The sequence below is a fragment of the Planotetraspora mira genome, assembly GCF_016863275.1.
In the GTDB taxonomy this organism is placed as follows: domain Bacteria; phylum Actinomycetota; class Actinomycetes; order Streptosporangiales; family Streptosporangiaceae; genus Planotetraspora; species Planotetraspora mira.
In genome coordinates this window covers 169,055-181,960 of sequence record NZ_BOOO01000019.1, presented here as the reverse complement: position 1 = coordinate 181,960, position 12,906 = coordinate 169,055, and the positions used below count along the sequence as shown (strand labels likewise).

The window sequence follows — 12,906 nt, the reverse complement described above, 5'->3', positions numbered from 1 at the left end:
CGGGGGCATGCGGTGTCCGATGGCCGGGTCAGTTTCCGAGCGAGATCGCGGCATTGATCGGGTCGTGATTGACCAGGCAACGCAGGATGCAGTCGGCGAGATCGGCGCGTGAGATGCGCATCCCGCCGCGCACGTTGCGGTCGACGGCGCTGCGATAGGCAGCGGTTCGGGGCCCGTTGGTGAGCATCGGCGGACGCACGATCGTCCACTCCAGATCACTGGCCCGGATGACATCCTCCATCCGGCGCTTGTCGGCGATGGTGTGCTTGAGCACCTTGCCCAGCATCGGTTTGAGGATCAGGCGGGTCAGTGGTCCGTCGCCGTTGGTGGTAAGGGTGCCGGCGCTGACCACGACGAGTCGTCGCACGCCTTCGGTGTGCATGGCCTTGATGATGCTGAGCGTGCTGTCGGTGCAGACGGTGGTCGGTACCCGCCCGTCACGGGAGCCCAGCGCCGACACCACGGCGTCACGCCCGTCGATGGCCGAGCCGATCGCGGCGGGGTCCATCACGTCGGCCTGCAGCACCGTCAGGTGGGGATGCGATTCGGTGAGCCGGGCCGGGTCCCGCACCACCGCGGTGACCTCATGGCCCGCGTCGCAGGCCTGCCGGATCACCTGACCGCCGGTGCCTCCGGTCGCCCCGAAGAGCGTGATCTTCATGCTTTTCCTCTTTCAACCGGTGGTGCTGTGATCGCGGCACGCCGGCTCGGGTTTCCTCAACGGGTGACGAAGTCCCGCAGCCGGCGCTCCACCCGCGCCGTCCGTGTGATGAGTCACGATGTCGGCCGCAAGCGGTCCCGGTCGTCAGACAGGGGAGGGCTTTGCCGCTACCACGGGCGGCGTAGGCCGGCGGAAATCACATCCAGTCAGGGATGTAGTGCTGAGCCCTGCCGCGCGTTCAGGCGGCTACGGGTTCACCGTGGGCACGGTCGCACCGGGCGCGGTGAGGGCTGCGAGCAGCGTCGCCGCGATGATCCGCGCCGCATCATCGGTGTCCAGCGCGCCAGCGGCGCTGTCTTCGGCTGCGGCATGCATCAGGCTGAACACGACTGTGACGAGCCACTCCTCGGGGAGGTCGTCGCGAAAGACTCCGGCCTGTCGCCCGCGGTCGATGATCGTCTGGACGCGACGCAGGATCCGGTCGTGGACGGCGCGGATCCGTTCTGCGGGAAGTTCGCGCTGGGCGGCCTGAAGCACGGACCGGAACTGGTGGACGATCTGCCATGAGGCGCCGACGAGTCGGGTCAGCGCCTGGCGTGGGTCACCGGCCGTGTCGGTCGCGTCGAGAGTGGCGTCGGCCTGCTCCACAGTGCGCGTCAGCACAGCGTCGACGAGGTCTGCGCGGGTGCTGAAGTGCCCGTAGAGCGTGACCCGGCCGACACCGGCTGCCTTGGCGATGTCGGCGACGCTGGCGTCGGCGTCGCAGGAGAGAAGCAGCACGGCCGCGTCCAGGATGGACGCGATGTTGCGCCGGGCGTCGGCCCTCCGCTCCATGAGCGGCGCCGCTGCGCGCTGCGCGGACCTGGGCCGGCCGCCGGCGCCGCGCGGTGTGGCTGCCATCCCTACTCCTGTGAGCTGAAAGGTCGCCGAGTAACTCGAACAGCCTAGTTCATGTTGTCCTCGCAACACCCGCGTTCTCGTCGCGTAGGCGGCGGGCGGTGCCAGAAATGTCCGCCTGGTGCCCGCGTACTGCTTCGTCATGGCTTGCGTTAAGTCGAACAACGGTGTACGAGTTAATGCCTAGCGTTTAACCCGAACAGGCATGTTCAAGTTAGTCCTGCGGGGGGCCGATCGCGTACGCGGCGGCCGTTTACACAGAGGAGGGATCAGGCCATGGCGGCTACGTCACCGTTGCCCATCTCCAACGACCGGGAGCACACCGAATCACCTGACGCGCGGCGGTGGTGGCTGCTGGGACTGTTGAGCGTCGCGCAGTTCATGCTCGTTCTCGACGTGACCGTCGTGAACGTGGCGCTGCCCGACATCGGCGTCGACTTGGCGCTGCACCGGGGGATCATGCCGTGGGTGCTGACGACGTACACGTTGGTCTTCGGCGGTCTCATGCTGCTCGGCGGCCGCGCTACCGACATGTTCGGTGCTCGCCGGATGCTCCTCAGCGGTCTGGCGATCTTCGTTGTCGCGTCGTTGGTCAGCGGACTCGCGGCCGACGCGGCGATGCTGCTGGCTGGCCGTGCGGCGCAGGGCATCGGCGCGGCCTTGATGTCACCGGCAGCGCTGTCGATGGTCACCACGACCTTTGCCGGCAAGGACCGGGCAAGGGCGCTGGGCATATGGGCGGCGATCGCCGGTGCGGGTTCGGCCCTGGGCGTGATTCTCGGCGGCCTGCTGACATCTGGCCCGGGCTGGCGGTGGGTGTTCTTCATCAACGTGCCGGCCGGGCTGATCGTCCTGGCGCTGACGCCCATGGTGATTCCCGCCAGGTGGCGACACCGGTCCGGGCCGGTCCAGGTGGATGCGGCCGGGGCGCTCTCGGTCACCCTCGCCACCGGCGCCGCCATATACGGGCTGGTCAACGTCGGCGGACACGGTTGGCTCGCGGTGTCGACGCTCGTGCCGTTGGCCGTGGCGGTTCTGCTGTACGGGGTGTTCGTGCTGGTCGAGCGCGTGGCCGTCGCACCGCTGATGCCGTTGCGGGTGCTGACCGGTCGTCCGGTGGTGGCCGGGGTGATGCTGATGCTGGTCGCAACCGGTCTGTTGGTGGGCGCGTTCTACCTCGGGTCGTTCTACCTCCAGCGTCTTCATGGCTACAGCGCCGCGGGGACCGGTCTGGCCTTCCTGCCGATCGCGCTCGGCACGATCATCGGTGCCCACGGCGGCAGCCAGGCCGTAACGAAGCTCGACGGGCGCGTGCTCGCAGCCGGTTCGTTGGCAGTCGCCGCGCTCGGTTCCGGGCTGGCGGCCGCCGCAGGCGGCCCGGTCGGTCTGGTCGCCGGGCTCAGCGTGGCGGCGATCGGTGTCGGCGCCGCGCTGGTCACGGCGGTCACCGCGGCGCTGAGCGGGGTCGTCCCCGACGAGGCGGGCACTCGCTCGGGAATCGTGAACACCTTCCACGAACTCGGCGGCGCACTCGGGGTCGCCGTCCTGTCCAGCGTCGCCGTCGGCGGCGTGACCGGCGACATCAGCACGTCCGGCGTCGCCCACGCCTTCACGGTCAGTGCTGTCGCGGCCGTGGTCGCCGCCGTGCTGGCCGCGATCATCGTGCCCGCAGGAGTCGCACCCGCCGGTGCGATGCCGCACACCCACTAGTGCCACGCGTCAGCTGCGCACCGCATACCTGACCACCCACGCCCATGAGCGGTGTGCCTGAACACAGAGCCCACCTGCACGCAGGCGAACCGACGGCACATCGGCCTGAACCAACAGATGAGGAGAACAAGGATGACTGTCCACCGCTCGGCGCAAGGTGCCGCTGGGACGATGACGCCCCGCGGACGCCTTCGTCAAGGCGATACCGAGGACGACACTCGGCATGTACGGATGACGGTGAGGATGACCGCGATGATCGGGGGGCCGCTGTTCCTGCTCACCGTCATACTGCACCCGGCGCGCGACGGGCACGCCATAGCGGCGCACGCCGAGTGGTACGCGTTCACTCATTCCATGGAAGCGATCAGCCTGCTGGTGCAGGCGACCTGTCTGGCCGGTGTTCTGGCTCTGGGTATGCGCGGGTTCGGTCCGCGAGGACTTGCGGCGCTGTACACCGCTCTGGTCGGGACCATGTTCTGGTTCGGTCTCATCATCTTCGATGGCGGCCACAACCCGGTGGCGGCCAAGTACGCGCCCGAGATCGTGCACACGTCCGCGGATCTCGACATCGAAGGCAGCATCATTGTGCTGGCGGCCAACGTCCTCTTCCCTCTGGGGTACGTGCTGCTCGCCCTTCTGCTCAACCGGTACGGCCAGCGGTGGACTGGTCTGCTGCTGGGATTCGGTGGCGTGGTGTACGCGCTCGGTGGCACTGCGTCGCTGTTCGGCTTCGGGCCGCATTCAATGATCACATCGCTCTTCGAGATCATTGGCGCCGCGCCGTACGCGCTCGGATACGTCCTGCTCGGCAGAACCTTCGGGCGGGGAACAGCGCCTGCGTGAGCGCGAGTAGGAGCGGCCGGTCACGTCAGGGCGCGCAACGCCGCCATGGTCCTTCCGCCGCAGGGGTCGTCGGGGACGCTGACGGGGACGAGCGCGACCTCGTCGACGCCGGCGGCCGCGTACTCCTCGAGGCGGGAACGTACGGCGTCGCCGTCCCCGACGAGTCCGACCGCCGCGACCAGCTCTTCCGGGATCTCGGCGAGCAGGTCACGCGGGTGCGGCCGGGTCCTGGCGAATCGCACCAGATCCTCGAAGCCGGCCTCGCCGAACATCTCGCCGTATCCGGGGGCGGCGAGATAACCGACGACGGCCCGGCGGATCTGCTCCAGCGCCGCCTCGGACGGGTCGACGGCCGCGGTCACCCAGGCGGCCACCCTCGGCACGGCGCGGTCCGCCTTCCTGGCCTCGTCCCGCATCCGCTCGACGAGGACCGCGGCGGACCGCGGGGTGATGAGGTTCAGCACCATCCGGTCGGCGTGGAGGGCGGCGGTGCGCACCGCCGCCGGACCGAACGCCGCGATGGTGAGCTCGGACTCCGGTGCGGGCAGCCGCAGGTGATAACCGCGGGTCCGCACCACCTCGCCCTCGAATGTGGTCTTGTTCCCGTCGAGCAACTGCCGCAGCGCCACCGCCGACTCCCGCAGGGCCGTGCCCGCCCGGCGCCGGTCACGGCCGTGCCAGCCGGCGACGACGACGTCGCTGGAGGTGCCGATGGCGACGCCGACCCGCCTGCCGGTGAGGCCGGCCACCGAGGCCGCGCCGCGGGCGATGGTCATCGGGTCGCGGACGGAGACGGGCAGCGGGCCGAGGGTCAGCGCGATCTCCCCGGTCACGCCGGCGACCCGGGTGGCCAGGGCGAACGCGTCGTACGTCGCCATCTCGCCGATCCACAGCTCGCCGTACCCGAGCCGGTCGGCGGTCTCGGCGGTGAGCAGCGCCTCCTCCGGAGGGCGGTCCTGCCAGTAGCCCAGGGACACCGAGAGATCGGGGATCGTCATGCGACACGCTCCAGGACGGTCAGGCTTGGCGACATGGAGCATACGCAGGTGTCCGGCATCGAGGTCATCCGGCCGGGCGAAGCCGGCCGGGCCGGGCGGCTCATTCGCTCAGGCGGCGGACCTTGACGACGTTGTCCGTCCGCGTGGCGGGGCTTCCGTCTGGGGCGGTCTGGAGCCGCTCGTGCTCCTCGCAGAGCAGCACCTCCCACTGCCCGTCCGGGAGACGGAGGGCCTCGAGGACCTCTTCCGGCTTCGGCAGTGCCACGTGGGCATGGTCGTGGTCCCAGGGGGGAGGTCCCGAATGGCCGACGACGAGCAGCACGCCACCGGGTGCGACGGCCGCGGCCGCGGTCCGCAGGATCCGCTCCCGCGGCATGTCCCCGAGCGAGTGCAGGAAATGGGCGGAGACGAGATCGAACTCGCCGGAGGGGAAGGACTCGCCGAGATCATGGTGTTGCCAGTCGACGAGGTCGGCGACGCCCGCGGCCTCAGCGTGCCCGGCGGCGCGGCCGAGGACGACGCGGGATATGTCGGTGGCGGTCACGTGCCACCCACGCCGGGCGAGCCAGATCGCGTCGGCTCCCTCGCCGCATCCCAGGTCCAGTGCCCTGCCCGGCTGGAGGTCGGTGACCTCGCGGACCAGGATGACGTTGGGGTTCCCGCTCCAGACCTGGTCGCTGTGCCCGTAGCGGGCGTCCCAGAACTCCTCGTCCGACATGGTGTCCTCGGTCATCGCTGTCCGTCCTCCTGTGTGTCGTGGCCGATGCGTACGCATGCTCCCCCTGGACGGCGGAAGTTGACAAACCTGCTTGCCGGACCGGCAAATAGAGGGATGGAAGACGACGACCTCGCGAACGTGCTGACGGCGGTGGGCCCGCGGCTGCGCGCCCTCCGCCGGGAGAGGGACACCACGTTGGCCCAGCTGAGCGAGACGACCGGCATCTCGCTCAGCACGCTCTCCCGCCTGGAGTCCGGGCAGCGCAAACCGACTCTGGAACTGCTGTTGCCCCTGGCGAAGGCCTACGGCGTGCAATTGGACGAACTGGTCGGCGCGCCGGCGACCGGCGACCCCCGTGTCCACATGCGTCCCTTCACCCGGAACGGCAGAACGTTCGTGCCGCTGACCCGCCAGCCCGGCGGGCTGCTCGCCTACAAGGCGATCATGCCCGGGGGAGGCGCGGAGTGCGGAGATCTGGAGCAGAAGGTCCACGAAGGCTACGAGTGGCTCTATGTGCTCTCCGGCCGGCTGCGGTTGGTCCTCGGCGAACACGACCTCGTTCTCGCCGCCGGGGAGGTCGCCGAGTTCGACACCCGCGTGCCGCACGCGTTCGCCAACGCCGGATCCCGGCCGGTCGAGGTCCTCATGCTGTTCGGCCCGCAGGGGGAGCGGCTGCACGTGCGGGCCCGGCCGAAGGGGTCCTGACGTGCGCGGAGCTCAGAGGGTGACGACGACCTTGCCGCGGGCCCGGCCCTCCGCCAGATGCCGGACGGCCTCGGGGACCTCGTCCAGCGCGTACGTCCTTTCGACGACCGGCGTGACCTCGCCCGCCTCGATGAGCTCGGCCAGGAGCCGCAGGTCTTCCGGACGCTGGGTGGAGAACAGCCCGCGCAGCCGATGGCCGGTGAACGGCGTCAGCATGAGCGCCCTCAGCATGCGATCCATGCCTCCGGGCCACCGGCCCTTCCCCTCGCCTCCGATGAGGACAAGGGTTCCGCGAGGGGTGAGGGCACGCCGGAGATGTGACAACGAGCGATGGCCCGCGGTGTCGAGGATGAGGTCGTAGCGGCGCCCCGCGTCCGCGAAGTCGTCCCGTGTGTAGTCGACGACGTCGTCCGCGCCGATCGACCGGACCAGTTCCGTCTTCGTCGTGCTGCACACGCCGGTGACGTGCGCTCCGAACGCCTTGGCCAGTTGCACCGCGAACGTCCCCACGCCTCCCGCCGCGCCGATGATCAGGACCTTCTGCCCCGGCCGCAACTCTCCCTTGTCGCGGAGACTCTGGAGGGCCGTGCACGCGGAGACGGGGACGGCCGCCGCCTGCTCGAAGGTGAGGTTCGCCGGTTTCGCCGCGAGCCTGTCCTGCCGGGCGCACGCGTACTCGGCGAAGGCGCCGTCGCAGGAGCCGAACACCTGGTCACCCGGCTTGAACCGGGTCACGTTCCTCCCGGCCCTCTCGACCCGCCCCGCCATGTCCATGCCCCGGACGCGGGCCCTGGGCGCGCGGAGCCCGAAGCCGAGGCGGACGGCGTACGGCAGGCCCGTCGTGAGGTGCCAGACGCCCGGATCGACGCCGGCCGCGTGGACGCGGACGAGCACCTCGTCGTCTCCCGGTTCCGGCATGTCGAGGTCCTCGAGTCGCAGGACGTCGGGCGGGCCGCACCTGTCGTGCGCGATCGCCTTCATGGCGTTTCTCCTTCGCTGTCGCCGTACTGGAACACCTCGTCGAGCGGAACGCCGAACACCCGGGCGATCTGGAAGGCCATCTCCAGAGAGGGGGAGTAGCGGCCCTGTTCGATGGCGATGACGGTCTGGCGGGTCACGCCGATGCGACGTGCCAGTTCCGCCTGTGTCATCTCGCCGTCCGCGAATCGCAGTGACCGGATCTTGTTGGTGACCCGGGTCGGCTTCACCACGGCTGGAAGCCCCCGCGGTAGGCGATGGCGTGCGCGGGACGCCCGTCCTGTCTTCAGGGTGCGGTTTTCCCCACCCCCGGGGTCCGGTGATCCATCCGGGGCCGGGCGGCCGGCCACATGGTCCCCGCATCCGCCGCTTCGTAGGTTCGTCACATGAACGCAGCTGATCTTGACGGAATCACCGGATGGGCGATCGGACTGATGGAGGGGTTCGGGGCGCCGGGAGCGGGCCTGGCGATCGCTCTGGAGAATCTCTTCCCGCCACTGCCGAGCGAGGTGATCCTGCCCCTGGCGGGCTTCACCGCGAGCAGGGGCGACATGAGTCTCATCGCCGCTCTGTGCTGGACGACCCTGGGATCGGTGATCGGGGCGCTCGCGCTCTACTGGGTCGGCGCGCTGCTCGGGCGGGAGCGTACGGTGGCGATCGCGGCGAGGCTGCCCCTGGTCAAGGTCGCCGACATCGAGAAGGCGGAGGCGTGGTTCGGCCGGCATGGTGCGAAGACGGTGTTCTTCGGGCGGATGATCCCGCTGTTCCGCAGTCTCATCTCGGTTCCCGCGGGGGTGGAGCGCATGCCGATGGGCACCTTCCTCGCCCTCACCCTCTCCGGGAGCCTCATCTGGAATACGATCTTCGTGATGGCGGGATATCTGCTCGGGGAGAGCTGGCCTCTGGTGGAGCAGTACGTGGGGATCCTGTCCAAGGTCGTCGTGGTGGCGGTGGTCGTGGCCGTGGTCGGCTTCGTCGCCGTCCGGCTGCGGGAGCGCCGCGGCGCGGGCAGGCACGCCCGGTGACGCGTGGAGCGAGCCGCGGAGCCGTCCATGCCTGAGCGGCGGGAACGTCTGATCACGCGGGCGGCACGGGCGGGACGGGTGCTGGCGGCGCTCATCCTGGGGACGCTGACCGCCGCGGTCGAAATGGTCTTCCTCCTCGTGGCCGGGCCCATCCTGCTCGTGTCGCGCGTCCATCGGCGGCCGGGGCCGGCGTCGGCGCGGCTGGTGCTCCTCGCCGCCGGCGGGCTGGCCGAACTGGAGGTCCGGCGGCTGGGCCTGTTCGGCGGCCAGGTCGTCTCCGAACACCGCGGAGGCCGGGCGATCGCCTACCTCGCCGTCCGTTGGCTCGTCGGCGTGCTGGGCGGCCTGGTGCTGTTCCTGCTGGGCCTCGGCGCCGCCACCGGGGTGTCGTTCGTAGTGGGATGGGCGCGGGGCGAGAGCCCGGACGGCATCCCGCCCACCCCCTGGATCGTGGCCTACCTCGCGGTCGCCGGGGTGGTCATGCTCTTCCTCGACATCATGGGGATCGTCGGGGTCGCGGCCCTGGAACTGGGGATCGCCCGGCGTTTCCTCGGCCCGAGTTCCACCGAGGCGCTGGAACGGCGCGTCGCCGAACTGGCGGAGAGCCGGGCGGGCATCGTCACCGTGGTCGACCAGGAGCGGCGCCGGATCGAACGGGACCTCCACGACGGGGTCCAGCAGCGACTCGTGGCCCTGGCACTGCTGATCGGCCGGGCCCGGAGGGGACGCTCGCAGGAACACCTGGAGGATCTCCTCCGCCAGGCCCAGCAGGAGGCGCAGGAGGCGCTGAACGAACTGCGCGAAGTGGCCTGGCGGATCTACCCGAGCGGACTCGACTCCCTCGGCCTGCACGACGCGCTCTCGGCCGTCGCGGGACGAGCCGGCGTCCCGGTCACCGTCCGGTACGGCCTGGCCCGGCGTCCCGCGGGCACGGTCGAGACCGCCGCCTACTTCGTCGTACGGGAGGCCGTCGCCAACGCGGCCAAGCATTCGGGGGCACGGGAGGTCGTCGTTGAGATCAAGGAGGAGGGCGAAATGATCGTCGTGCGGGTGAGCGACGACGGATCCGGCGGCGCCGACCCGTCGGGCGGGGGACTGTCCGGGCTGGCCCGCAGAGTCGCCGCCCTCGACGGGCGCTTCGCCGTGGACAGCCCTTTGAGCGGCCCGACGACCATCACCGCGGAGTTCCCATGCGATTGATTCTTGCCGAGGATTCGACGTTGCTCCGTGAAGGGCTGATCCGGCTGCTCGTCGAGGAGGGGCACGAGGTCGTCGCCGCGGTCGGTGACGGCCAGGCGCTGCTCGACGCCGTCGACGCGCACCACCCCGACCTGGTGGTCGTGGACATCCGCATGCCGCCCACGCACACCGACGAGGGTCTGCGGGCCGCGCTGGAGATCCGCCGGCGCCGGCCGGGCATCGCCGTCCTGGTGCTCTCCCAGTACGTCGAGAAGCGCTACGCCACGGAGCTGATCACCGCGGACACGGCCGGAGTTGGATATCTGCTCAAGGACCGGGTCGCCCAGGTCGGCGAGTTCATGGACGCGCTGGAACGGGTCGGCGCGGGAGGGGCGGCCTTCGACCCGGAGGTGGTGCGCCAGCTCCTCGCCAGGACGACCCACACCGATCCGCTGAGTCACCTGACTCCGCGCGAAAGGGAGGTGCTCGACGCGATGGCGCAGGGTTACACGAACGCCTCGATCGCCGAGCTCCTCCATGTCTCCCAGAGCGCGGTCGAAAAGCACATCAGTGCGATCTTCGACAAGCTCGAGCTGTCGCACACCTCGGGGTACAGCCTGCGCGTGCTCGCCGTCCTCCGTTATCTCGGCAGCTGACCGGCCGCCCCCGCTCAGTGCGGTGCGTTGCCGGCCACCTCCGGCGCGGGCGGCTCGGCGTCGACGGGGGACGTCTCGTCGGCGCCCCCGTCACGCCGGGTCTTGAGGATGCTGGCCAGCGTGGTGACGCCGAGGACCGACACGATGACGCCGAGGGAGACCCAGTTGTTGATCTCGGGCACCCAGGTGACGTGCTCGCCGCCGTTGATGAACGGCAACTCGTTCTCGTGCAGGGCGTGCATCACCAGCTTCACGCCGATGAAGCCGAGGATGACCGCCAGGCCGTGGGTGAGGTAGACGAGCTTCTCCACCAGTCCGCCGAGCAGGAAGTAGAGCTGCCTGAGCCCCATCAGGGCGAACGCGTTGGCCGCGAAGACCAGGAATGCGTCCTGGGTGATGCCGAAGATCGCCGGGATGGAGTCGACGGCGAAGACGAGGTCCGCCCCGCCGATGGCGACGATGACGATGAACATCGGGGTCACCCAGCGACGGCCGTCCCGTTTGATCGTCAGCCGTGACCCGTGATAGTCGTCCGTCACCGGGAACAGTTTGCGGACGAGTCGTACCAGGCCCCCGTTGGGGTCGTACTCCTCGGACTCCTGTTTGTCGGAGGCGAACTTCCAGGCGGTGTAGATGAGGATTCCGCCGAAGATCCAGAAGATCCAGCTGAAATTCTGGACGGCCTGCGCGCCCACGCCGATGAAGACGCCGCGCATGACCAGCGCCATCATGATCCCGATGAGCAGCACCCGGTGCTGGTGGATCTCGGGCACCGCGAAGTTCGCCATGATGATCATGAAGATGAAGAGGTTGTCGACGCTCAGCGAATACTCGGTGATGTATCCGGTGGCGAAGCCGGCCGCCTGTTCGCTTCCACCGAAGATCCAGACGCCGATTCCGAAGGCCACGGCGCAGCCGATGTAGAACGCGACCCACTTCGCCGCCTCGGCCACGCTGATCTTGTGGGGTTTCCTGTCGACCACGACGAGGTCGAGCAGGATGAGCGCGAGCAGACCGGCGAGGGCCGCGGCCCAGACCCAAACGGGCACGGACATAGGTGGTGGCATGCGTAATCCTCCGACTGGGCGTTGGTACGTCTGTCGGAGGTCTTCTCCGCTCGCCTCATGCGAGCCGACCGCGCCGGGACGTGACAGTCCGTGATGACGACGGGCCGCGAAGGAGTACTCCCCTCCACTGTCTGGCGCCATTTTCTCTGTATAACGCGGCGCAGGTCAAGGCGGGCGGACACGGTGCGCCCGGTGTCGGCCACGGTGCGTCGCCGAAATCGCCGGTCAGAGCGGGCCGAAAGCCCTGGTCGGAGCGGCTTGGGCGTCAGCGGCGGGCGACGGACAGGACGACGTCGACGAGCCGCTCGGCCGCGTCCGGGCGGCCGTGCTCCCGTGCCCGCCCCGCCATCCCGGCGCGCATGCGCGGGTCGGCGAGCAGCGGGGCCACCGCCTCCTGCAGACGGGCGGGGGTCACCTCGCCGAGCAGGGCGATCGCAGCCCCGGACTCGTGCAGGTGCCGCGCGTTGTGAGCCTGCTCCCCGCCGGCGGATGCGGCCAGCGGTATGAGCACCGCGGCCTTGCCCAGCGCGGTCAGTTCGGCGATCGTTCCGGCGCCCGACCGGGAGACCACCACGTCGGCAAGGGCGAGGACATCGGGCAATTCGGGGCCGATGTAGTCGGTGAGGTGGTAGCGGGCCGCCAGGTTCGCCGGGAGTCCGGCGACACGGGTCCGGAGATCGGGAAGGTTCGCCGGACCGCACTGGTGCACCACGTTGGCGTAGGTCAGCAGCCACGGGAGAACGGCCAGGACCAGCCCGTTGATCTGCTGCGACCCCTGGGCTCCGCCGGTGACGTACACGGTGGGCCGGGCGCGGTCGAAGGTGAAGCCGTGCGGGCGGAGCGCCTCGACGGCTTTGCCCGGATGGCCTGACAGCACCTCGGGCCGTACCGGGTTGCCGGTGACGACGGCGGCCTCCCGGGCCGAGTCGGGCAGCAGCGGCAGAGTCGAGTCGGACGACACCGCCACGCGTGTCGCCGCGCGGGCGAGCATCCTGTTGGCGAGGCCGAGCCGGACCGTCTGCTCGTGGACGACGAGTGGACGGCGGCACATCTTCGCGGCGAGTCCCACAGGGACTGCGACGTAGCCGCCGGTGGCCAGGACGACGTCCGGGCTGAAGTCGGAGACGATCGACCGTGCCTGCGCGACACCGAGCGGGACGCGCCCCATGTCCTTGACGTTGGCCGGTGAGACCAGTTTCAGCGGGTTGCGGGAGCGGCGCACCTTCCCGGTCGCGACCTCCGCGAACGGGATGCCTTCGCTCGCCGCCACGCGGGCTTCGAGTCCGTGAGCCGTGCCGACCCACAGCACCTGCAGTGCCTGACCCCTGGCGGCGAGCCGGGCCTGCAGGCTGCGCACCGCGGTGAGGGCCGGGTAGGTGTGGCCGCCCGTCCCGCCCCCGGTGACGATCAGGCGGAAGGGCGGCTCAGGGCTGTTCATGAGGCTCCGACTCCGGCGACGCGATGGACGC

General features: G+C 70.0%; 14 protein-coding genes. 6 read left to right on the top strand and 8 right to left on the bottom strand.

What is annotated here, in order from left to right:
* Window positions 1-28: 28 nt before the first annotated feature.
* Together Pmi06nite_RS18880 and Pmi06nite_RS18875 are read right to left on the bottom strand one after the other, a co-directional pair.
* Window positions 29-661 (bottom strand): NAD(P)-dependent oxidoreductase, encoded by a 633-nt coding sequence (locus Pmi06nite_RS18880; protein ID WP_203954355.1) that lies wholly within the window; start codon window positions 659-661, stop codon window positions 29-31.
* A gap of 246 nt (window positions 662-907) precedes the next feature.
* Window positions 908-1,561, bottom strand: coding sequence for a TetR/AcrR family transcriptional regulator (locus Pmi06nite_RS18875; protein WP_239114011.1), 654 nt, complete (start codon window positions 1,559-1,561; stop codon window positions 908-910).
* A gap of 273 nt (window positions 1,562-1,834) precedes the next feature.
* Here Pmi06nite_RS18875 and Pmi06nite_RS18870 point away from each other — a divergent pair, with 273 nt between their 5' ends.
* Together Pmi06nite_RS18870 and Pmi06nite_RS18865 are read left to right on the top strand one after the other, a co-directional pair.
* Window positions 1,835-3,268, top strand: a complete 1,434-nt coding sequence (locus Pmi06nite_RS18870) for an MFS transporter (RefSeq protein ID WP_203954354.1) — start codon at window positions 1,835-1,837, stop codon at window positions 3,266-3,268.
* A gap of 243 nt (window positions 3,269-3,511) precedes the next feature.
* Window positions 3,512-4,111, top strand: a complete 600-nt coding sequence (locus tag Pmi06nite_RS18865) for a hypothetical protein (protein WP_203954353.1) — start codon at window positions 3,512-3,514, stop codon at window positions 4,109-4,111.
* A 20-nt stretch (window positions 4,112-4,131) separates the two neighbouring features.
* Here the strand turns inward: Pmi06nite_RS18865 and Pmi06nite_RS18860 are convergent, their stop codons facing one another.
* Complete coding sequence (locus tag Pmi06nite_RS18860) at window positions 4,132-5,109, bottom strand: LLM class F420-dependent oxidoreductase (protein WP_203954352.1); 978 nt, start codon at window positions 5,107-5,109, stop codon at window positions 4,132-4,134.
* Window positions 5,110-5,209: 100 nt separating this feature from the next.
* Entirely contained in the window at window positions 5,210-5,842 is a 633-nt protein-coding gene (locus tag Pmi06nite_RS18855; RefSeq protein WP_203954351.1) for a class I SAM-dependent methyltransferase, read from the bottom strand.
* A 99-nt stretch (window positions 5,843-5,941) separates the two neighbouring features.
* Between Pmi06nite_RS18855 and Pmi06nite_RS18850 the strand changes: the two genes are divergently transcribed.
* Complete coding sequence (locus tag Pmi06nite_RS18850; RefSeq protein WP_203954350.1) at window positions 5,942-6,532, top strand: helix-turn-helix domain-containing protein; 591 nt, start codon at window positions 5,942-5,944, stop codon at window positions 6,530-6,532.
* Between the two features lie 12 nt (window positions 6,533-6,544).
* On the opposite strand, the gene Pmi06nite_RS18845 is transcribed toward Pmi06nite_RS18850, so the two are convergent.
* Window positions 6,545-7,513 (bottom strand): NAD(P)-dependent alcohol dehydrogenase, encoded by a 969-nt coding sequence (locus Pmi06nite_RS18845; protein WP_203954349.1) that lies wholly within the window; start codon window positions 7,511-7,513, stop codon window positions 6,545-6,547.
* On the bottom strand, window positions 7,510-7,743 hold the full coding sequence (locus tag Pmi06nite_RS18840) for a helix-turn-helix transcriptional regulator (RefSeq protein WP_203954348.1): 234 nt from the start codon (window positions 7,741-7,743) through the stop codon (window positions 7,510-7,512). Before Pmi06nite_RS18840 ends, Pmi06nite_RS18845 begins: the two co-directional genes overlap by 4 nt.
* Before the next feature lie 153 nt (window positions 7,744-7,896).
* Here Pmi06nite_RS18840 and Pmi06nite_RS18835 point away from each other — a divergent pair, with 153 nt between their 5' ends.
* From Pmi06nite_RS18835 to Pmi06nite_RS18825, 3 genes are read left to right on the top strand one after another with little or no spacing between them, the layout of a single operon-like run.
* A complete protein-coding gene (locus Pmi06nite_RS18835; RefSeq protein ID WP_203954347.1) occupies window positions 7,897-8,535 on the top strand; it encodes a DedA family protein in 639 nt (212 codons plus the stop codon).
* 27 nt (window positions 8,536-8,562) lie between these two features.
* Window positions 8,563-9,735: a sensor histidine kinase gene (locus tag Pmi06nite_RS18830; protein WP_203954346.1), complete on the top strand. Its 1,173-nt coding sequence runs from the start codon at window positions 8,563-8,565 to the stop codon at window positions 9,733-9,735.
* Window positions 9,726-10,370, top strand: coding sequence for a response regulator (locus Pmi06nite_RS18825; RefSeq protein WP_203954345.1), 645 nt, complete (start codon window positions 9,726-9,728; stop codon window positions 10,368-10,370). The genes Pmi06nite_RS18830 and Pmi06nite_RS18825 overlap by 10 nt, the downstream gene beginning before the upstream one ends.
* A gap of 14 nt (window positions 10,371-10,384) precedes the next feature.
* On the opposite strand, the gene Pmi06nite_RS18820 is transcribed toward Pmi06nite_RS18825, so the two are convergent.
* A complete protein-coding gene (locus Pmi06nite_RS18820; protein ID WP_203954344.1) occupies window positions 10,385-11,425 on the bottom strand; it encodes a TerC family protein in 1,041 nt (346 codons plus the stop codon).
* A 277-nt stretch (window positions 11,426-11,702) separates the two neighbouring features.
* Window positions 11,703-12,875 carry a UDP-N-acetylglucosamine--N-acetylmuramyl-(pentapeptide) pyrophosphoryl-undecaprenol N-acetylglucosamine transferase gene (locus tag Pmi06nite_RS18815; protein ID WP_203954343.1) on the bottom strand — a complete coding sequence of 391 codons (1,173 nt, stop codon included), beginning with the start codon at window positions 12,873-12,875 and terminating at the stop codon, window positions 11,703-11,705.
* Window positions 12,876-12,906 lie beyond the last annotated feature (31 nt).

Bases quoted from the DNA above. Each gene is read 5' to 3' on its own strand.
- Pmi06nite_RS18845 (WP_203954349.1), bottom strand. From the start codon at position 7,513: ATGAAGGCGATCGCGCACGACAGGTGCGGCCCGCCCGACGTCCTGCGA.
- Pmi06nite_RS18835 (WP_203954347.1), top strand. From the start codon at position 7,897: ATGAACGCAGCTGATCTTGACGGAATCACCGGATGGGCGATCGGACTG.
- Pmi06nite_RS18855 (WP_203954351.1), bottom strand. From the start codon at position 5,842: ATGACCGAGGACACCATGTCGGACGAGGAGTTCTGGGACGCCCGCTAC.
- Pmi06nite_RS18815 (WP_203954343.1), bottom strand. From the start codon at position 12,875: ATGAACAGCCCTGAGCCGCCCTTCCGCCTGATCGTCACCGGGGGCGGG.
- Pmi06nite_RS18880 (WP_203954355.1), bottom strand. From the start codon at position 661: ATGAAGATCACGCTCTTCGGGGCGACCGGAGGCACCGGCGGTCAGGTG.
- Pmi06nite_RS18870 (WP_203954354.1), top strand. From the start codon at position 1,835: ATGGCGGCTACGTCACCGTTGCCCATCTCCAACGACCGGGAGCACACC.
- Pmi06nite_RS18820 (WP_203954344.1), bottom strand. From the start codon at position 11,425: ATGTCCGTGCCCGTTTGGGTCTGGGCCGCGGCCCTCGCCGGTCTGCTC.
- Pmi06nite_RS18825 (WP_203954345.1), top strand. From the start codon at position 9,726: ATGCGATTGATTCTTGCCGAGGATTCGACGTTGCTCCGTGAAGGGCTG.
- Pmi06nite_RS18875 (WP_239114011.1), bottom strand. From the start codon at position 1,561: ATGGCAGCCACACCGCGCGGCGCCGGCGGCCGGCCCAGGTCCGCGCAG.
- Pmi06nite_RS18830 (WP_203954346.1), top strand. From the start codon at position 8,563: ATGCCTGAGCGGCGGGAACGTCTGATCACGCGGGCGGCACGGGCGGGA.
- Pmi06nite_RS18850 (WP_203954350.1), top strand. From the start codon at position 5,942: ATGGAAGACGACGACCTCGCGAACGTGCTGACGGCGGTGGGCCCGCGG.
- Pmi06nite_RS18865 (WP_203954353.1), top strand. From the start codon at position 3,512: ATGACCGCGATGATCGGGGGGCCGCTGTTCCTGCTCACCGTCATACTG.
- Pmi06nite_RS18860 (WP_203954352.1), bottom strand. From the start codon at position 5,109: ATGACGATCCCCGATCTCTCGGTGTCCCTGGGCTACTGGCAGGACCGC.